This window comes from Nonomuraea sp. NPDC004354 (assembly GCF_053602555.1).
In genome coordinates, this window is record NZ_JBSGDV010000015.1 from 144,661 (window position 1) to 163,091 (window position 18,431).

Annotated in this window: 19 protein-coding genes; 8 read left to right on the forward strand and 11 right to left on the reverse strand. The window is 68.3% G+C overall.

Translation table 11 applies throughout. The annotated features are described in order from the left end of the window. Nucleotides 1-233 precede the first annotated feature (233 nt). Entirely contained in the window at nt 234-500 is a 267-nt protein-coding gene (locus tag ACWENQ_RS32955; protein ID WP_449928040.1) for a helix-turn-helix domain-containing protein, read from the reverse strand. 227 nt (nt 501-727) lie between these two features. After that, nucleotides 728-2,500, reverse strand: a complete 1,773-nt coding sequence (locus ACWENQ_RS32960; protein ID WP_452417710.1) for a protein kinase domain-containing protein — start codon at nt 2,498-2,500, stop codon at nt 728-730. Between the two features lie 686 nt (nt 2,501-3,186). Between ACWENQ_RS32960 and ACWENQ_RS32965 the strand changes: the two genes are divergently transcribed. Continuing rightward, complete coding sequence (locus ACWENQ_RS32965) at nt 3,187-3,867, forward strand: hypothetical protein (protein ID WP_452417711.1); 681 nt, start codon at nt 3,187-3,189, stop codon at nt 3,865-3,867. 278 nt (nt 3,868-4,145) lie between these two features. On the opposite strand, the gene ACWENQ_RS32970 is transcribed toward ACWENQ_RS32965, so the two are convergent. Beyond that, on the reverse strand, nt 4,146-4,475 hold the full coding sequence (locus ACWENQ_RS32970) for an STAS domain-containing protein (protein WP_452417713.1): 330 nt from the start codon (nt 4,473-4,475) through the stop codon (nt 4,146-4,148). Here ACWENQ_RS32970 and ACWENQ_RS32975 point away from each other — a divergent pair. Together ACWENQ_RS32975 and ACWENQ_RS32980 are read left to right on the forward strand one after the other, a co-directional pair. Further along, the gene (locus tag ACWENQ_RS32975) at nt 4,474-4,791 is read left to right on the forward strand and encodes a DUF6766 family protein (protein ID WP_452417714.1); all 318 of its coding nucleotides are present in this window, start codon (nt 4,474-4,476) and stop codon (nt 4,789-4,791) included. The genes ACWENQ_RS32970 and ACWENQ_RS32975 overlap by 2 nt on opposite strands. A gap of 461 nt (nt 4,792-5,252) precedes the next feature. Then, entirely contained in the window at nt 5,253-5,474 is a 222-nt protein-coding gene (locus tag ACWENQ_RS32980; protein WP_354912621.1) for a DUF2795 domain-containing protein, read from the forward strand. Nucleotides 5,475-5,529: 55 nt separating this feature from the next. Here the strand turns inward: ACWENQ_RS32980 and ACWENQ_RS32985 are convergent, their stop codons facing one another. Both ACWENQ_RS32985 and ACWENQ_RS32990 read right to left on the reverse strand, forming a co-directional pair. Beyond that, nucleotides 5,530-5,817: a hypothetical protein gene (locus ACWENQ_RS32985; RefSeq protein ID WP_449928030.1), complete on the reverse strand. Its 288-nt coding sequence runs from the start codon at nt 5,815-5,817 to the stop codon at nt 5,530-5,532. Between the two features lie 34 nt (nt 5,818-5,851). Beyond that, nucleotides 5,852-6,517, reverse strand: a complete 666-nt coding sequence (locus tag ACWENQ_RS32990; protein ID WP_449928028.1) for a maleylpyruvate isomerase family mycothiol-dependent enzyme — start codon at nt 6,515-6,517, stop codon at nt 5,852-5,854. Nucleotides 6,518-6,847: 330 nt separating this feature from the next. Between ACWENQ_RS32990 and ACWENQ_RS32995 the strand changes: the two genes are divergently transcribed. From ACWENQ_RS32995 to ACWENQ_RS33005, 3 genes are all read left to right on the forward strand, one after another. Further along, entirely contained in the window at nt 6,848-7,588 is a 741-nt protein-coding gene (locus ACWENQ_RS32995; protein ID WP_452417715.1) for a tryptophan 7-halogenase, read from the forward strand. A gap of 301 nt (nt 7,589-7,889) precedes the next feature. Beyond that, a complete protein-coding gene (locus ACWENQ_RS33000; RefSeq protein WP_452417717.1) occupies nt 7,890-8,306 on the forward strand; it encodes an STAS domain-containing protein in 417 nt (138 codons plus the stop codon). A gap of 633 nt (nt 8,307-8,939) precedes the next feature. Next, nucleotides 8,940-9,713, forward strand: coding sequence for a SigB/SigF/SigG family RNA polymerase sigma factor (locus ACWENQ_RS33005; protein WP_452417719.1), 774 nt, complete (start codon nt 8,940-8,942; stop codon nt 9,711-9,713). A gap of 223 nt (nt 9,714-9,936) precedes the next feature. On the opposite strand, the gene ACWENQ_RS33010 is transcribed toward ACWENQ_RS33005, so the two are convergent. The 5 genes from ACWENQ_RS33010 to ACWENQ_RS33030 all read right to left on the reverse strand — a co-directional run bounded on the left by ACWENQ_RS33010 (nt 9,937) and on the right by ACWENQ_RS33030 (nt 15,779). Continuing rightward, a complete protein-coding gene (locus ACWENQ_RS33010; protein ID WP_452417720.1) occupies nt 9,937-11,415 on the reverse strand; it encodes an AMP-binding protein in 1,479 nt (492 codons plus the stop codon). After that, the gene (locus tag ACWENQ_RS33015; protein WP_452417721.1) at nt 11,412-12,635 is read right to left on the reverse strand and encodes a cytochrome P450; all 1,224 of its coding nucleotides are present in this window, start codon (nt 12,633-12,635) and stop codon (nt 11,412-11,414) included. The genes ACWENQ_RS33010 and ACWENQ_RS33015 overlap by 4 nt, the downstream gene beginning before the upstream one ends. Beyond that, a complete protein-coding gene (locus tag ACWENQ_RS33020; protein ID WP_452417722.1) occupies nt 12,632-14,356 on the reverse strand; it encodes an N-acyl-D-amino-acid deacylase family protein in 1,725 nt (574 codons plus the stop codon). Before ACWENQ_RS33020 ends, ACWENQ_RS33015 begins: the two co-directional genes overlap by 4 nt. A 107-nt stretch (nt 14,357-14,463) precedes the next feature. Continuing rightward, the gene (locus ACWENQ_RS33025) at nt 14,464-15,294 is read right to left on the reverse strand and encodes an SDR family oxidoreductase (protein WP_452417723.1); all 831 of its coding nucleotides are present in this window, start codon (nt 15,292-15,294) and stop codon (nt 14,464-14,466) included. Then, entirely contained in the window at nt 15,291-15,779 is a 489-nt protein-coding gene (locus ACWENQ_RS33030) for a CoA transferase (RefSeq protein WP_452417725.1), read from the reverse strand. The genes ACWENQ_RS33025 and ACWENQ_RS33030 overlap by 4 nt, the downstream gene beginning before the upstream one ends. An 81-nt stretch (nt 15,780-15,860) precedes the next feature. On the opposite strand from ACWENQ_RS33030, the gene ACWENQ_RS33035 reads away from it, so the two are divergent. After that, entirely contained in the window at nt 15,861-16,028 is a 168-nt protein-coding gene (locus ACWENQ_RS33035; RefSeq protein WP_452417726.1) for a hypothetical protein, read from the forward strand. 82 nt (nt 16,029-16,110) lie between these two features. On the opposite strand, the gene ACWENQ_RS33040 is transcribed toward ACWENQ_RS33035, so the two are convergent. Continuing rightward, the gene (locus ACWENQ_RS33040) at nt 16,111-16,530 is read right to left on the reverse strand and encodes a hypothetical protein (protein ID WP_449930260.1); all 420 of its coding nucleotides are present in this window, start codon (nt 16,528-16,530) and stop codon (nt 16,111-16,113) included. Nucleotides 16,531-16,919: 389 nt separating this feature from the next. Here ACWENQ_RS33040 and ACWENQ_RS33045 point away from each other — a divergent pair, with 389 nt between their 5' ends. Next, a complete protein-coding gene (locus ACWENQ_RS33045; protein ID WP_452417727.1) occupies nt 16,920-18,311 on the forward strand; it encodes an MFS transporter in 1,392 nt (463 codons plus the stop codon). Nucleotides 18,312-18,431 lie beyond the last annotated feature (120 nt).

Sequence of the window (18,431 nt, forward strand, 5' to 3'; positions counted from 1 at the left end):
GCCCCGATCCGACACTTCCTCCCGGACTTCTTTGAAGAATTTTCCGGGACGCCGGTCGTCAGCGATCCGACAGCACGACAGTGTCGCGGCGACCGCGCTCGGTACCCCTTGCGACACCCAACCTGTCCGATATCAAGGCGGTACGGCTACGCAGCAGGCGCGGCGATGACCGACGACGGCGAGCACCCCAGCTAGGAGTAGCCACCGGGATACGGCAGAAACGGGCCGCGAGCTTAGACAATTGCCGGCCAGTGCCCAGCGAGGGCCGCGTAGGCGGTGGAGCGGCCGATCTTGAGGGTGCGGGCGGCTTTGGTGACAGAGACGCCGTCGCCGACCAAGCGGCGCACAGTGGCGAGTTCGGCGGGGCCCAGGACGTGGGGGCGGCCTATCTTCTTCTTGCCCGGGAGCATGGCGTCCTCGCTCCGGCGCCGCTTGGCGACGACGATCTGCGTACGACAGCCGGGCGAGCCGGTCGAGGCGGCCGCTGGCGCAGAGCGCATCGGGTCGTGCGGGTGCCCGAAACTCGGCCGGCGGGCTGATCTGGGGTTTGTCGCTGTTCATGCCGTTGCGGCTGGTTTATCTGATCGTGGTTAGGCTCGCGGGGTGGGTGGTGCTGCTGGGGCGCTCGCAGAGGTCGAAGGATGCGGGCTGCCGGTCCGTCCTCGGTCGACTGGGGACGGCCTGTCTGCAATTCCCTTTGACCGGGTTCCGGCCCCACGCCGTCCGATCACTGTCCGTCCTGGTAGACCATGGGGCCTGACTCCTTGAACGCCGCACGCGAGGCGTCCTTGAGCCACTTCGTCGCGCTGGAGTCTCTGGTGAGGTTCGTGTAGACGGCCAGGGTACGGATCACATATCGGCCGGTCCGCCCGGTCCACGAGTACAACTGCACGTTCCACCAGTTCGAGGTGTAGCAGATGCCGGTCGATCCCGGCCCCGTTTGGGGGCACCGGATCCCCCAGTCCTGCACGTCGACGTTCTTGAGCCTCGAGTACGCGGTGCCGGCCCTGCCCGAGTCCTTCAGCGGAACGACCCAGACGGTCACCATGATGCGCCCGTTCGGAGCGCCCGAGCTGATATAGGCACCCACCGCCATGTCGTCGCAGCGTGCCTTGCGGAGGGCGGACTTGACTCTGGCATCGGGCCACGGGCTCGGGCAGTCCTCCACCCCAAACGCCTTGCGGCTGAAACGCACCCCCTTGGCGCTCGTGAAGGACTGCGGAAGCAGGGCGTCGGCCGTGATCGGGGTCGGGTCGGTGCTCTCCTTGTTGAGGTGCGCGGGGTTGAACGACTCCTCGGTCGGCTCCTCCGAAGCTGTCTGAGAAGGCGTCTGAGAAGGCGTCTGCGAAGGTGTGTCGGAAGGGCTCGGTCCGGGGGAGTAGGCGGAGACGGGCTGGGAGGTGGAGGACTGACCGCCCGACAGCGCTCCCCGGACTGCGTTCTTGACTACGGCCCGCACGCCCACCACGGCCAGCACCAGGGCAACTGCTCCAGCGCCAACGGCGAGGCCGATCTTCTTCGACCGGCCGCCGCCGCTGCTGGGCGGAGGCTGGGGAGGGACACCCCATCCAGGCTGCCCAGGCTGCTGCGCCCAGCCGGCAGGCCCGTTCTCCTGTGCCGACGGGTGCGGCCGGAGAGCGAGTTGCTCGGCCTCCGGCATGCCCATCGTGGCGTGCGCCGTGGGCCACTGCGCGAGTGGGGTGGGAGCCTCGTCGCCGGTCAGGCGGCGCAGCAGGGCGGCGGCGCTCGGCCGGGCGGCGGGGTCCTTGGCCAGACAGGCCGCCAGCGTCGGGCGTAGCTCCTGCGGCACGGCCGACAGGTCGGGTTCGCGGGTCAGGATGGCGTGCATGATCACCGGAAGGGTGTCTCCACTGAAGACCTGCTGCCCGGTGGCCGCGTAGATCATGGAGGTCGCCCAGCTGAACAGGTCGGCCGCCGGGGTGATCGGCGCCCCGCCGAACTGCTCCGGCGCCATGTAGACGGGGGTGCCCACCACGCTGTGCGTGGCCGTCTGGGCGGTCACCCTGGCGATCCCGAAATCGATCACCACGGGCCCCTCCGGCCCCATGATCACGTTGTGCGGTTTGAAGTCACGGTGGACTATCCCGGCCCGGTGGATGGCCGCCAGCGCGGTGAGCGTGGTCACCGCGAGCCGCTCCAGCCCGCTGCCCGAACGCGGACCCTCGGTCCTGACCAGCAGGTCGAGCGACGGGCCTGGGATGTGTTCACTGACGATGTATGGCTGGCCGCCCACCAGGCCCGTGTCCAGCACGCGCGCCGTACAGAACGGAGCAACCTGGCGAGCCGCCTCGGCTTCCCGCAGGAACCGGCGGCGCGCGTTCTCATCCGCCGCGGCTCCAGCGTGTAACACCTTGACCGCGACCTGTTCGTTGGACGGCCCCTGGCCCAGGTAAACCGTTCCCTGGCCGCCCCGCCCCAGTACACCAGCGAGCCGATAGGGGCCGATCTGACGTAAATCTTCCGGCGTGAGCGACTGCACAAGATCTCACCTTAGCGTTTGCTGGCAAGATCTCCTTAATGTCACACAATGGGTCAAGTCACTGCGAAGCCTTCGTGGCCGTTGGTAGCGATCTCGGCGCACCTGACGCGGTAAGGGCCGACGCCGTCGATGACCTGATGGGTGCTCGCCGAACGCGGCTACGACCCCGACAAGTATCGCCGCCCAGAGGAATGAGTCCAGGAGATCTGGTCACGTTCAGTGATCCCCTATGTTGTGACATCTGGGACATATGGTTCAAATGACATGGAAGGGGTGAGTGTGACTTTCAGTGGTCTGCCGTTCGCGTGGCTCTCAACGACTCGCCGCTCGCCCCTTCGTGACGGACTCGCCTCTGTAGGGTGCGGGTGCCGAGAGTAGTGACATGAGGAGCTCCTTGTCCCTTCCTGTGCAGTAAGAGCCCAGTGGCGAGACAGCCTGTCGAGCACTCCCCAGCGCGAGCGCTCGCGCTCCCTTGCCGGCCATTGCGGCCCGGGGACGGGCCACCGTGACGGTCCGTGACGTGGTGCGAGGTCCGGAGTTGACGGTGGAGGCCGTCATGCGGCGGGGCAGTGCTCGACGGCGAAGTGGTCTGATCAGGTTGTGGAGTAGTCCAGGCCGTAGAGGTCCGAGCTGGATTGCGCCGAAGGTCTGTCTGAGAGGCCTGCGCTGGGAGATGATGTCCAGCCATGGCTGATCATTCGCACTCGACACTTCCCAGGGCGCGACGTCCGGTCCTCGAACTCTCCATTGATCTCGGCGACCACCCTCCCCTGGAGCGTGTTACGCAGTCCATGGTGGCGCTGAACGAGGTATGGCGGTTCGCGCTGAGAATCTCCCAGGGATCCCCCTCCTTTCCCGTAGCCTGGCATCCCGAGTTCGCCGCAATGTTGGCGGCGTACCGGCCCGAGAATTATGGCTACATCGGCGACGAGTACGAGATCGAACTGCATGAGTTGCTGGTGCGTCGGACGATCCTGGCGAGCCCGTGGGAGACCATCCTCACCGTGGCGGCCAACCATTCAGGGGTCGTCATGTATGGCGGTGCGGCCCTCATCACGCTGGAGCGGATTCTCAAGATGCTCATGGATTGGCAGAGCCATAGGTTGGCTCTTGAAGAACGCAGACATCAGCTTGAGCAAGAATCCGGGCCGACGGAGGCCCTGGAGGATGACGACGGTAGCTCTCCTGAGAGTGCGCCCGATGTCATCCGAGCGGTCGAGCGGTTCGTTTGGAAGTACGACCGTTTGGAAGCCGCACCCATGGATCACGTCGACCGGGTCGGAGACTACTTCATCACTCTTGCGCAGGGAAGAATCCTTCGTGTCGAAGTGCGTCTAGAGCACGAGGACCCTACCGTCGAGCAGTGATCTCCTTATCGCGCTATTGCGCCACATCCTAGGCAGACGAATACCCCGCCTCGAAAAGTGGCGCACTCGCATACTTCCCTCGGGCGATCAGCCAATTATCGCGTGCTGGATGTGAACCCCGCGGTGGTCCGGTCGCCACCGGTGCCAGCAACGATGGACATGAGCAGGCCGACCACGGCGGTCATGCCTGCATCAAAGCGACGGCTGGCTGTGCCACATCCAACAGAGCACCGGAGCCATCGAGTCAGCACCCTGCCCGCTCACATGCGGCTACGCGTTCAGCGCGGCACCTGTACAGGATCGATGGCGAATGCCTTGTAGAGCTGGGTGATGTCCAGCACCCGCTGGAGCACACCCTGGACGTGGGCCAGGCGCAGTCTGCATCCCGCCTGCAGGGCGGCACCCTGTATATGCAACAGCGCGCGTAGTCCCTCGGAGCCGCAGAACGTCAGCGCCGCAACATCTACCTCGACGAAGCGGGGCCCATTCGACAAGGCCGTTTCCATGGCGTCCAGCAGCGTCGAGGTCGTGTTCACATCAAGTTCGCCGGCCAAGCACACCACCGAAATGCCATCATGGAAGTGCACATCGGCCGTAAGGACGGTCATGGATGACCTCCTCTTTCTGTTGGAGGGGAGACGTGAGTCGCCCGCACGTCTCATGACCGACACGCGCCATTCCTGGCCGCACCCGTCGCGAGACCCGAGGCGCCTTGGCCAGGGCCAGTCGGAATACCTGCAGTTCCTGCTGTTCATCCTGGCCACGGTGTGGCTGGTCCAACGCGGCTCGCCCGAATCCAAGGAACGTCATCTCGGCGCCGGCCTGGCCGCCATCGCCGGCTGGAACCGCCCGCGGTGCGCCCAGTGCCTTCTGCGCCTCCAGCAACCGGTCGAGATGTCCTTGGACGACCGGCGCACTGGATGAGGCTTTTGAGTGGTCCACTGGTGCGCCGACGGCTGCGATGGCAACGACACCTGCAAGTCGCGTGCGGTCTGCTTGAGCGGGCGTCGAGTCTGGTGTGGTCGGTGACGAGATCAGCTCCGATCGACCGGACGACGTCGGCCTCTGCCGTGTCCTGTGCGGCGGTTCCGGCGGCGATCTCGGCGAGATTGCTTGGTGTGCCTGGGCCTTTCTGTCAAGCGGGGTGGCGCTGGGAACGACGGGATGGCATCGGGTCCGTTCCGCTCCCGATGCGTGAGCCGTGGTTTGCTCGCGTGGAGAGCAGGAAGGTAGCCAACCGCCTCCGCCGAGCAGCTCACAATGTTCGCCCACGCTAATGCGGGTATGGCCTGTTATTCACTAGAGAGGGGACACCTGACATGGAACAACCCGGTGGCGGTAGCAGACACCATTCCACCCCACATGAGCCTCGATCGCCGGAGGGGATGAGCTCACAGCAGGTCGACAGCCGCAGCGAGCTGGCTAAGTGGATCAGCGGTACGCATGTGTTTCCCGCTGGCAGGGAAGAACTGCTGGAGCGGGCGCGGTCCGAGGCAGCGCCCGACACGGTGCTCTCTGCCATTCAATCGCTGCCCCCCGACCGTGTTTTCGAGAACATGGCGGATCTCAGCCGAGAGCTTGGTCTCGACGGAATCCAGCACGACTAGGCACATAACAGCGGATCTACCATTCACGGGCGCCCGTCCTGGATGGGTTCCCGCGTCAGTGGTGCGCGGAGTGGAGGCTGTCTGTTCCGTTATCAGGCTTGATCTCGGCGAGGACGACGCCATCGCGCCCGAGGCCTCGATGGAGGTGCTGGAGCCGGTGATCGCCCTCCTGCAGGACCTGTCCGAGCAGGAGCGGCGAACCCTCGCCGAGCTGATCAACCAGTTCGCGCAGGAGGAAACCGACCCCGAACGGCAAGCTGACGGCCTGGGAAACGCTCGAGATCCTGGGCCTCCTGGTCTGATCGATGACCTGCGGTGCGCCCGTTGTGTCCGCAGCGGTCACCGGTCGTGGGACAACGAATGCTTCGAGCCCAGGGTCATCTCATCTCGCGCCGATTGCGCAGGATTTCGACGCCGTCACCGTCAAGTTCATCGCAGTACACCGAGCGTCCGGTCGTGGCCATCACCAGTGCCAGGGTGGTGCCGGACACCAGCGGGCCGGAACCCGTGGTGAAAGGGCCGTCGGTGGCGGCGAGTCGCAGGCCGACGATCCGTCTCTTGGCGGCGACGACCACGTCCGAGCTCCGGTAGTACTCGGCTACCCGAGTGAGGGTCTCGATCGGGTAGCCATGGCGAATACCCAGCGGTCGCCGGATGTCCTCGGCATGCACGATCGTCTCACCCAGCATCGCGATGACCGGGAGAGGCGGTTTGGTGGTGCTCGTGATGACGTGGCGGAACCTGTCATGCGTCTCGGCCGCGGTCGCGCCCAACTGCTCGGCCAGCCGCATGGCGACCTGCTTGTCGAAGTCGAACCGGCAGCGGATCACCCCCGCCAGCCACCGCACACCGTTAAGGCTCGCCCCTGCCGTGAGGTGCGCCAGCACCTCCCGCACGCTCAGCCCGGCACACAGCGACGGTGTCGCCCATTGCTCGTCGGTCAGATCCACCAGGTCGCTCGCCAGGGCCGCTCGCTCGGCGTGCACCAGCGGCCAGATGTCGGCCACGCGACTGCCCCGTGCTTTCGGCGCCGGATTGGTCATGTCAGCCAGCCTTTTCTCGTCAGTCACACGAGTCCTCGCATCAGGTCGGTAAGGACGGTCGAAGTGAAGACTTCCGTCAGGCGGCGAAATCATCGCTCGCCTGAGGCAGGCCAGCCGCACTCGGCAACCCCGCTGGCGGAAACGACACTCCTGTGGGCAAGCAGGGCATGGGCGTCCGGGAGTCGGCAGGTGCTCGCACCCAGAGCCCGTGCCCCGGCACGCTGGCGCCACAACGTCACGGTCAGCAATAACGTAGCGCGTTAGGTGAATAGCCGAGCCTCCGGGTGCTGCTACTTCTCACCGACATCGCGGGCCCGATCCAGACCCCGGGTGCCCCTTCGTAGCGGACCTCCGGTCTCCCTGGCCGGCCTCGGTGCGCTCGACACCCGCGTGGTCGCCCGCGTCACGGGTCAGCCCTCCACTCCCGTCGCGTCGTGGGAGGCGCCGACCGGTTTCGACTCCGGCGAACCGACGCTGGGCGAGCCGTTCCGCCCCTTCCTGGACGTGCTGCCGAACAACCGCGCGGTCGCCCTGCGGGTGCCTCGCGAGGAGCAGGAGCTGATCAACCCCTACACCACGGCGACCGCGATGGACGCCGGCTGGATCTGGACCATTGAGTTCCTGGTCCTGCACTACCGGGCCGGCGCCCGCGCCGACACGCCGTGCTGGCAGGAGATCAAGCGCCGCAAGATCCCCGAGAGCCTGTCGGACCTGCTGGAGTCGGCTGCCGGCCGGCTGCCGGACGAGAGCGCCGTCTACCCGTACTACCACGGCTTCGAGCTGTACTCGTGGATCACCATGCTGCTCGGGCTCGGGCACGCGCCCCTCCGCCCGCGGCCGGCGCTCCACCACATCGATCCGGCGCGGGCGCGGGCCGCGTTCGCCGGGGTCCGCGCCGCCGCCGAGCACGGCCCCTGGCGGTGGCCGATATCGGCGGCGACCTCGGCGCGCTGCCCGACCACCGGCCCGCACGCGACGTCCCAGGGGTTCATATTGACCCGGTGGTCGATACCGCACGTCCTCGGTGGTCACGACAGTCGGATGTGGTGTTCGGCGGCCCATCCGGGGTAGCACGACGGGACGAACGCTCCTGAGGAGGATGCAGCCGAGGAGACGAAAACCGCCGCTGGACGCGGTTCGGGACACGGAGGAATCCGTCCATCACCCCGTTCCGGCAGGCGCTGCGGCGTTGGGAAAGCGTCGGCGATCAGGCCACGCATGCGCGGACCTCGCCGGTCAGCCGAATCCCGCGGCGATGCCCAGTCCTCATAGACAAACGTTCCGCAGCAGAAAGCAGTCCGCCATCCTCAAGCTACGCATCGGTGCGAGCCGGCTCCGCCGAACGCAGCAGTCTCGTAGAGAGTGCCGCAATATGACATCTCAACTACAAGGCCGTACACCCTTCACCGTCTCGACTCGCCGGTCCCGCAAGGTCGCCTTGGTCCGTGTGGCGGGCGAACTCGATCTTGCCACCGCCCCTACATTGCGCGCGCATCTGCGCGCCGCGACAGCACCGTCGGCGTCCTCCGTGCTGATCCTGGATCTGTCGGGGGTGACCTTCTGCGACTCGGTCGGTTTGAGCGAGCTCGTTGTGGCCTTGCAGCACAGTCAGAACAGAGGAAAACGGCTCGTGCTCAGCGGCGTTCCAGCGAGCCTGGACGACCTGCTGTACCGAACGGGCCTGCACAGGATTTTAGAACGGCGCGCCACCTGCGACGAGGCGCTGCGACATGTGAGAGAAACACGCCATGCCCACTGCGCGGGACACGACGGAGGTCGCCCAGCGTAGTCGACCGCTACGCGACGGCGGTCGTCGCGTCGGCCAAGCCGATGCCCAGGGCTCCGGTAAGCAGCCGCCCGCCGCGTAGGCATCGCTGTCCATTCCAGATCTCATCGGCCAGTTTGACGGCGGGGCCCCGGCCATCCGGCCGGGGTCCCAACACTGGCGCGGTTGGGAAGCAGTCAGCACCGGGGTGACGGGCGGTCTCTTCTTGATCATGGTGGCACTGGCCGCAGTCGCCGTGCTACGAGTGACCCGGACGAGACGATCCCGGGGCGCCGGTGCGAAATCGGCCAGGTGGGCGTTCTCATGCGGGAGCGAGTGGGCAGCGTAGAGGCGTGCTCGATGGTCTACGCCGGTCGACTGCGGTGGTCGGCGAACGCCAAGTCCTGGTTCCGGTGCATCTTGCCCGGCAGCGCTGCCGGCGCATCGTCGGACCTCGTCGCGATTCTCCGCTGCAGCGGGTGCTCATTTCACGCGAGGAAGGTTTCCTGGGCCGATACGAAACGGGGGTCGATTCAAGAGGTGGCGACATGTCACTTATGGAGTGAAGGCGGCATAAATCGCCGCAACTCGCCTTGATCGTATGGTCGTGTCCAACGGCGACCGATCCGCGGCGGCGGCGCACCGCAAAGGAGCAGGATGACTGTCCAGGACATCACGCTCGACAGCATGGCCGCCGAAGACCTCCTGGCGGTCATGGTGCGGACGGGAACGTCGGGACCCGATCGGGAGCGTATACGTGAGCGTCTTGTCCAGATGTACAGCTGGCTGGCCACAGCGATAGCCCGGCGCTACCGCCATCGCGGCGAGCCCGTCGAGGACCTTCTCCAGGTGGCCTACCTCGGGTTGATGAAGGCTATCACCGGCTACGACGCCAGCCTGGGCCACGATTTTCGAGGCTATGCGGCCATCACGATGACCGGGGAGGTCAAGCGGCACTTCCGCGACCGAACCTGGGCTCTCAGGGTGCCCCACGCCTATCAGGAACGCCGTCCGGAGCTGAACCGGCTCGTGTCCGACCTGGCTCAGTCGCTACAACGCTCGCCGACCATCGCCGAGTTGGCCGCGCACATGCGGTTGACAGAAGAAGAGGTGCTGCTCACCCTCGATATGGCCACCGCCTACAGCACGTACTCCTTGGACGCCTACCTGGTCGGCGAGGGGGACGACCGCCTCGCCGATCTCATCGCCGATCCGGACGATCGTCTGGAGACCTTCATCGACTCCCTGGCGGTCAAGCCCCTCATCGACGCGTTGCCGCCGCGTGAGAAGAACATCTTGCTGTTGCGCTACTACGGCAACCTGACCCAAGCCGAGATCGCCGACGAGGTCGGCATCTCCCAGATGCACGTCTCCCGCATCCTGCGCGCGGTGCTGAACAGACTGCGAGCCGGACTCGCCGTCGGCTGGTGAACCGACTGCAGACCGCCGGCTGGATGGCGTTACAGCAGGACAGGCGCCGGGTCGCTGGGCGCACGGGGCTGTCACAGGAGGGCGGCCAGTCCTAACCGCCCAACTGTGCCAGGTGGGCCCTGGCCCGGGGTGCCCGGCTGATCAACGGCCTTCCCATCCCGCTGACCCGCCGCCTGGCCGAACGAACGCCTCGGGCCTCCGTCTCGACGACTCGAACACGCTTCTATGCGACCAGCGTCCGCGCCCACGCGTAGTCGAGCTTGCCCACGGGCGTCCGCTTGATCTCGGGTACGATCCGCAGCGCTCGCGGGATCTTGTAACCCGCGAGCCGCCCGCGGCAGTGCTCGGCCAGCTCCTCCAGCGTCACCTCACCTGCGACCACTGCTGTCACCCGCTGGCCGAACCGCGGATCGGGCGTACCGATCACCAGCGCGTCGTACACCTTCGGGTGGCTGCGCACGGCGATCTCCACCTCCTCGGGGAACACCTTTTCCCCACCGGTGTTGATCACCGTCGTGCCCCGGCCGAGCATGAGCGCGGTGCCGTCCTCGTGCAGGATCGCCTGATCGCCCTGCAGCGCCCAGCGGGTCCCGTCCGGTCCGGTGACGAAGGTGCTCGCCGACTTCACCGGATCCTTGTAATAGCAGACCGGGATGTGTCCTGATCTGGCCAGTACGCCCTGCTGGCCTGGCCGTACCGGGAGGTGATCGGGGCCGAGCACGGCGAAGCCGGGACTCAGCGCGAACCTGGGGCGCTCCTCCTCGACAGCGGCCCCTACCGCGCCCGTCTCCGACCCGCCGTAGTTATCCACGATCGTCGCGTCGGGCAGCGCCGCGCGGATCCTCTCGCGCGTCGTCGCCGACAGCGGGGCCCCGCCCGACCCCACCGAGAAGACCTCCAGCTGGTACGGCCGGCGCCCCAGTTCGTCGGCGACCGGCCTGACCATGCCGTCCCCGACGAACGTCAGCACCTGCGACCGCTCACGCTCGGCCAGCTCCAGCACCGCCACAGGGTCGAAGTGCCGCCCCGTCCAAAGGATCACCGTGCCGCCCGCCGACAGGCAGATCCAGGTGCTCCACTGCCCATTGCCGTGCATCAGCGGCGCGTGCACCTGGAAGCGCAGCCCCTCGGGCCCGAAGCGCAGCTCGGAGACATCCTTGATCGGCCCCGAGTACACGCTCATCGCCGCGAGATAGATGTCCTCCGAACGCCACAACACGCCCTTGGGCCGCCCGGTCGTGCCACCGGTGTAGAGGATGTACGGGTCGTCCCCCGACCGCGGCCCGAAGTCCCTGCCGCCCGGCACGCCCGCCAGCGCCCTCTCGTACGGCTCGCCGAAGGCCAGCACGGGACCGTCGAAGGGCGCCCTGGCCAGCAGATCGGCCTCGCCCAGCAACGCCACGCAGTCGGCGTCGCCGAGCAGGTGGCCCAGCTCCCGCTCCACGTAGCGATAGTTGACGTTGACCGGCGCCGCCCTGGCCTTGAAACAGCCGATCATGCTCTCCAGCCATTCCGCGCGGTTCCAGGACAGGATGCCCACGTGCTCGCCCGGCCGTACCCCTTGGATCTGGAGCCAGTGCGCCACCCGGTTGGCGCGCTCGTCCAGCTCGCGGTAGGTCAGCCGGTCCTCGCCCGCGACCAGCGCGAGCCGGTCGGGCACCGTGTCGGCGGCGCGCTCGAAGACGTCCGCGAGGTTGATCACCGAGCCTCCAGGACGATCGGGAAGGAGGTGACGCCGCGCACGAAGGAGTTGCGCATCAGCCGCGGCCCCTCCGCGTCGGCCCATGCGGCCGAGCCGACCCTGGCCACCCACTCCTCGAAGAAGATCTTCAGTTCCAGCCTGGCCAGCGCCGCGCCGAGGCAGAAGTGCGTGCCCAGGCCGAAGGCGATGTGGCCGCCCGGCTTGCTGGTCACGTCGAACACGTCGGGGTCGGCGAAGACCGCCGGGTCGCGGTTGGCCGAGCCGTACATGAGCAGTACCTGCTGACCTTTCCTGATGGTGTGGCCGTGCAGCTCGGTGTCGCGGGTGGCGGCGCGGCACATGTTCAGGATGGGCGTGGTCCACCGGATGAACTCCTCGACCGCGTTCTCCACCAGCGACGGCTCCTCACGCAGCAGCCGCCACTGGTCCGGGTGCCTGATCAGCGCGTCGATGGCGGTGGCGATCACCGTGCGAGTGGTCTCCGCGCCGCCGTCGAGCAGCAGCAGCGCCTCGTTGGCCAGGTGCTCGTCGTCGTAGTCGGGCCGTGCCGACCACAGCGACATCAGGTCGTCGTGCGGGCACTTGCGGCGTTCGGCGGCCAGGTCGAGCACGGCCAGGCCGAACTCCCCTGCGGCGACAGCGGCCTCGTGAGTGACGTAGCGCAGACCGCCCCCCGCCGCGATCGTCGTCTCCGACCAGTGCTTGAGCTTGGGCCAATCGGAGTCGGGGAAGCCGAGCAGCCAGCCGATCATCCGGGCGGGCAGCGGCGCGGCCAGCGCGGTCACCGCGTCCACCGTGCCCTCCTCCAGCGCCTGGCCGATCTGCTCGACCACCACCGCCCTGATCCGCTCGGCGTAGCGGTCGTGCACGTAGCGCGGGGTGAAGCGGCGGTAGACGAGGCGGCGGCGTTCGGCATGCCGCGGATCGTCTGTGCCGATCATGGAGGGGTCGGACGGCAGCTGCGGGCGGTAGCCGCCGGTGCTGGTCCAGAGCTTGGGATCGCGCTCGATGGCGCAGATGTCGGCGTGGCGGGAGATGCCCCACAGGTCGTTCGCCTCGTCGTAGTGGACGGGGGAGTGCTCGCGCAGCCAGGCGTACAGCGACCACGGATCGTCCGCGTACATGTCGCCGTCGAGCAGGTCGATGCCGGTCCGGTGACCGTCGGCCATGGCCTTCCCGCCCGCGATCACCACGTCCGTGGCCCTGAACGGTTCGCTCATGCTCCGCCCCTGATCAGCCGGCCGGGCAGTGCCCCGGTGTGCTCGCCGTGAGAGAAGGTCTGGATGCCGCCGACGAAGGTGGCGACGTAGCCGCCGGCCCGCTGGATGAGCCTGCGTCCGCCCGCGGGCAGGTCGTACACCATCCGCGGGCGGTGGTTGCCGACCCGCTCGAAGTCGATGAGGTTGAGGTCGGCCTTCATGCCGGGGGAGATCGTGCCGCGGTCGTGCAGGCCGTACAGCCGGGCGGTGTCGCGCGACATCAGCTTGACGACGTGCTCAAGCGGCAGCCGCGCACCGCGCGAGCGGTCGCGCGCCCAGTGGGAGAGCATCGTCGTGGGCATGGAGGCGTCGCAGATGAAGCCACAGTGCGCGCCGCCGTCGCCGAGCCCGAGCACGGCCTGCGGGTGCAGCAGCATCTCGCGCTGGGGATCCAGATCGCCGTTGGCGTAGTTGAGTATCGGCAGAAGGAAGATCGCCTGGCCGTCGTCCTCCAGCATGAGGTCGTACAGCAGCTCGAGCGGCTCTCGGCCCTGGCGCTCGGCTTGAGCCTTGACGGAGGTGCTGGGGTGCGGCTCGTAGTCCGGATTTTCGGGATTCAGCGGATAGAGGCGGTCGGTGAAGCCGCGGCAGAGGGCCGCGAGCACGTCCTCCACTTTCGGGATCTCGTGGAGGATGCGGTGCTTGACCTGGGGTTCGCGCATGCGCTGGACACGTTCGTGGCGCGGCAAGGTGGAAATTTGCTGATATGAGGGGTGATCGGCGAAGGCGTGCAGCGCCTCGAGGCCGATCAGCATCCCGAACGGCCGGCAGGCCACCTGCGGGTGCAGCCGCGCCACCTTGGCCGACTCGCTCAGCAGCTCACGCCACAGGTCGGGCACCGAGTCGATCTGCAGCAGCGCGAAGGTCACCGGCCGGTCGACAGCCTCGGCCAGCCTGCTCATCCAGGAAACCTCCTTCATCGGCGCGTTGACGTCCTCGCCCGCGGCTCCGGCCGGTGCGATCTCGTAGACGCCCCTGCCGAGTTCGCGCAGCGCCTCGCCGATGCCGAACAGCTCGTCCTCCGCCGCGAACGTGCCCGGCACCGGCTCGCCGTCGATCGCCTTGTGCGCCAGCGTCCTGCTCGTCGAGAACCCCAGCGCGCCGGCCTCGATCCCCTCCTTGACCAGCTGCTTCATCCTGGCGACATCGTCGGGCGAGGCGGGCTCGTTGCGCGCGCCGCGCTCGCCCATCACGTACGCGCGCAGCGCGCCGTGCGGCACCTGAGTGCCGATGTCGAGGACGTGCGGGTGCCGCTCCAGCGCGTCGAGGAACTCGGGGAAGCTCTCCCACTCCCAGGCGATCCCCTCGGAGAGGGCGGTGCCGGGAATGTCCTCGACGCCCTCCATGAGACCGATCAGCCACTCGCGCCGGTCGGGCCTGGCGGGGGCGAAGCCGACTCCGCAGTTGCCCATGACCACGCTGGTGACGCCGTGCCAGCACGAGGGACCGAGCAGCGGGTCCCAGGTGGCCTGGCCGTCATAGTGCGTGTGCAGGTCGACGAAGCCGGGCGTGAGCAGCAGCCCGTCCGCCTCGACGGTGCGCCGGGCGCGCCCCGGCCGGCTGGCGCCGTTCTGGCGGGCCACCTCGGTGATGCGGCCGTCCGTGACGGCGACGTCGGCGGTGTACGGCTGGGCGCCAGTCCCGTCCACGACGGTGGCGGCGCGAATGACAAGATCGTGCATGGTCAGCTCCGGTGGGGGAGTGTCACGGAGCCGCCGCATCGCTCGCGCCGACGATGTGGCGGTCATACCGAAGTGTCCTGATGTGTCCAGCGCTGGCGCCGGACACATCAGGATGGGGTCTGCGTGGGTGTCACCCCTCTCAGGCCGTCACGGCCGTAGGCGGGTTCGAGCCAGGGGGAGAAGTCGGGGCCGCGGCGCAGCGAGTGGCCGCCGTCCACGTTGATGACCTGGCCGGTGATCCACGAGGCCTCGGGCGACAGGAGAAAGGCCGCCAGCGCGGCCACGTCGGCCACCTCGCCCACCCTCGGCAGCGGGGTGCAGGCCTGGTAGTCGGCCAAGACCGGGTTCTCCGCTTCGGTGATGATCGACACCATCTCGGTGCGGATCAGACCGGGACGGATCGCGTTCACCCGGACGCCGCTGGGGCCGAGCTCGTCGGCGGCCAGCATGCACAGGTGGTCGATGCCCGCCTTGGCCACGCCGTACGGGCCGAACCAGCGGTGGGTGTTGGAGGCGGCGATCGAGGAGATCGCCACGAACGAGCCGCCGCCCGCCGTGGCCATCAGCACGGCGGAGTGCTTGAGCGCCAGCATGGTGCCGGTCAGGTTCGTCGCGATGACCTTCTGCCACTCCTCGATCGGCAGCCGGGTGATCGGGCCCAGCCAGCCGGAGCCGCCCGCCGAGGCGACCACCCCATCGAGGCGGCCACCCGCCTGCTCCCAGGCCCGCCGTACGGCCGCCGCCATCTGCTTCTCGTCGGCCACGTCGGCCACCACGTAGCTCGCCTTGCCGATCTCCGCGCAGGCGGCGGCCAGCCGGTCCTCGGTGCGGCCGCAGATGGTCACGGTGGCGCCCGAGGCGGCAAGGCGCTTGGCGATGCCCAGCCCGATGCCGCTGCCGCCGCCGGTGACGAGCACTCCCTGGCCGCCGAGGTTCATGGCTGTTCCCTCCACAACGGCTCGTCGACGGTGAAACCGACCGGGTCGCCCTCGCGGCCGAGCATCGACAGAACGCCGGAGACGGCGATGCGGTCGATGTCGTGCCCGGCGGTGGGCGCAGGCGGACCGTCCTGGCCCCAACCGGTCATCCGGCCGCAGATCAGCCTGGGGTTGATCGCGTGAAGGTCGTCCGGGCCGATGCCGAGCCGTTCGGTGACGCCCGGCCTGAACACCTCGATGAGCACGTCGGCCTGCTTCGCCGGCTCCTTGAAGGCGGCCACCCGGTCGGGGGTCGTGAGGTCCAGCCCGATGGTGTGCCTGCCGCGGTCCATGACGTCGGCGCGCGGCTTGCCGGAGACCGTCTTGACGCGGTCGACGCGCAGCATCTCGGCGCCGTGGTCGACGAGCATCATCCCGGCGAACGGGCTCGGCGCGACCCCGGCCGGCTCCAGCACCCGCACTCCGGCCACAGGACCTTCAGGCATGGACATCTCCTCGACTGTAAGTCCGTACGGCTATCTCAAGCAAGCGCTTGGTAATGCGGTGTGCCGGGTTGGGTGGTCTTCGTGCCGGATGTCGCCGGATTCGCCGAGCAGGCCACAGCCGCCGGAGCGCATGTCATCCGGCAGGTTGAGCTGGAGGACCCTTTCGGCCACTCCTGGTTCTTCGCCGGCCGTATCGCCGACATGACCTCGGACGAGCTGAAGGAGACCGCATCGGCCGTGAACCCCTGAACTCGATCCTCCAGACACTACGACATGCTCACGTTCCTGACCCGGCTGGAGGTCATCGAGCATTGACGCGCTCCCCGGCCGCTCACTGCCCCTGGACCGTGATGCGGTAGGCCAGCCGGAGTCCGGCCGACGCGTGGGCCGCGCCGCTGACCAGGAGCCAGCGCGCCGGACCGCCACGAGGATCGGGCGTGTAGGCGGCGGAGATCCGCTCCACGCCGATCGGGAAGTGCCCGGACGACTGCGTACCGGGCACGAACCACATCACCTGGGCCTCTGCCCAGATCAGCGGCGCCGGCACACCCTCGGCCAGCGGCGGCACGTCGGGCGGGTAGAAGCCGAACTCCGTGGCCGGTTCGTTCGATCGCCACACCTGGACGCGGGCGTTGTGGCCCACCCGGACGACACCGGAGTGAACGGTCGTGGTCGGCGTCAGGGCGAGCGCGGGGTTCGCGATCAGCTCGAGGATGTCGTAGGCCATCTCGAGAACGTAAGCCACTGCCACGGCCCGGCGATAGAGACTTCCGACGCGGCAGATCCGCGGCGGCGCGCGTTCACCTGACATGAACGGTGAGCCCCTCCCGCGCCTGTCCGCGCCGCCCGACGCCGAAGGCCGTGCTCGCCGGCCTGTACGGCGAGCACCGGCTCGCCCTGGTACGCCTGGCGGCGCTGCTGGTCGGTGACCGGGGGAGTGCCGAGGACGTCGTGCGGGACGTTTTCGCTAGGTCGCACGGCAGGTCCACGGAGGCGCTCACCTTGCCCCACATCCTTACCTGCGTGCTCCGCCGGCGGGAACGGCGTCCGGTGCCGGGAGCGCGAGCCTCAAGACGGCGACCGGCCCGGTGCGCAAATTTCTTCAAGACCGGGCAGGCGCGGACAGCCCATGCTGGCTGCGTGATCTCTCTTGCTCCTTCGCCGGTGGCGGGTGCGCGCCGCGGCCGGATGCTCGCCGTACTGCTCACCGGTCAGGTCATGGCGTCCATGGACGGCTCGATCGTGTCAGTGGCTGCGGAAACCATTCGCGATGATCTTCACGCCGGTGGCGCGGCGATCCAGCTGATCGTGTCGGGCTACCTGCTGACCGTCGGCGTGCTCCTCGTCACCTGCGCGCGGATCGGTGACGTCGTCGGGCAGCGGCGCGCGTTCCTGCTCGGGCTGGGCTGGTTCACCGGCGCATCGCTGCTGTGCGGGCTGGCTCCCGACGTGAACGTGCTGGTGCTCGCACGCATCGCGCAGGCCATGGGGGCGGCACTGCTCACTCCGCAGATCTTCTCGCTCATCCAGACGCACTGGGAGGGTACGGCACGCCGCAGAGCGATCGGCCTCTACAGCATGGTGCTCGCCCTGGGAGTCGCGCTGGGGCAGGTCGTCGGAGGGCTGGTCGTCAGCGCCGACCTCTTCGGCCTGTCCTGGCGGCCCGTCTTCCTGATCAACATCCCGATCGGCGTGACAGCGCTGGCCGTGGGGCCGCGCCTGCTGCCGCTCTCCCGCATGGACGGGCAGGCACGCCTCGATCCGGGTGGAGTGGCGGTCCTGACCGCCGCCATGGCCGCGATCACGGTCCCGCTGATCTTCGGCCGCGAGCTCGGCTGGCCCGGTTGGGTCTGGATCTCGCTGGTGTGTGGTGCCGCGCTGACGGTGGGATTTGTCCGCTATGAGACCAGGGCGCGGTATCCGCTGCTGGACCCGGCATCGGTACGGCCGCGCGGGGTGAAGCCGGGGCTGGTGGCTTGTTGGACCGTCATGGGGTGCTACACCGTCTTTCTGCTCACCCTCACCCTGCACCTCCAGACCGCGCTGGGTTTCTCGCCGCTTCACGCGGGGCTGGCGTTCGTCCCGTACGCCCTGGGGTTCGGCGCGCTCAGCCTGAGCTGGACCCGCTTCCCGCAGCGGCTGCAGCGCGCCCTGCCGATCGCGGGTCCGATCGCCTTCGCGGGCGGGGCGAGCCTGCTGGTGCTCTTCTGCCGCGATCAGTGGCAGCCGGTCGTGGCGATGCCGTTGCTGCTCCTGGCGGGGGCCGGGCACGCTGCCGGGTACAGCCCGCTGATCGCGCAGATCACAGCGCTGGTCGAGCCACGGCTGGCGTCAGCGATCTCGGCGTTGAACTCCACCGGGCCCATGCTCGCCGGGGTGACCGCCGTCGCCGGGCTCGGGAGCGTCTACTTCGCTGCGCCCTCCTCGGCCGACGGGCTCGTGCGGGTCGTCGTCGTGGTCGCTGTCCTGCTCGTGGGTGGGGCCGCGTGTGCCGTCGGGGTGGCTCGCCGTACCTCCTCGGGATCAGCGTGATCAGTACGATCAGCATCGTCGAAGGGACGGCCGGCTGGCGCCGCGCGTGATCGTGCGAAAGCCGGGCCAGTCCAACGCGGGCCGTGCAGGTACGGGTCGAGGGCGTCCGCGGCACCGACG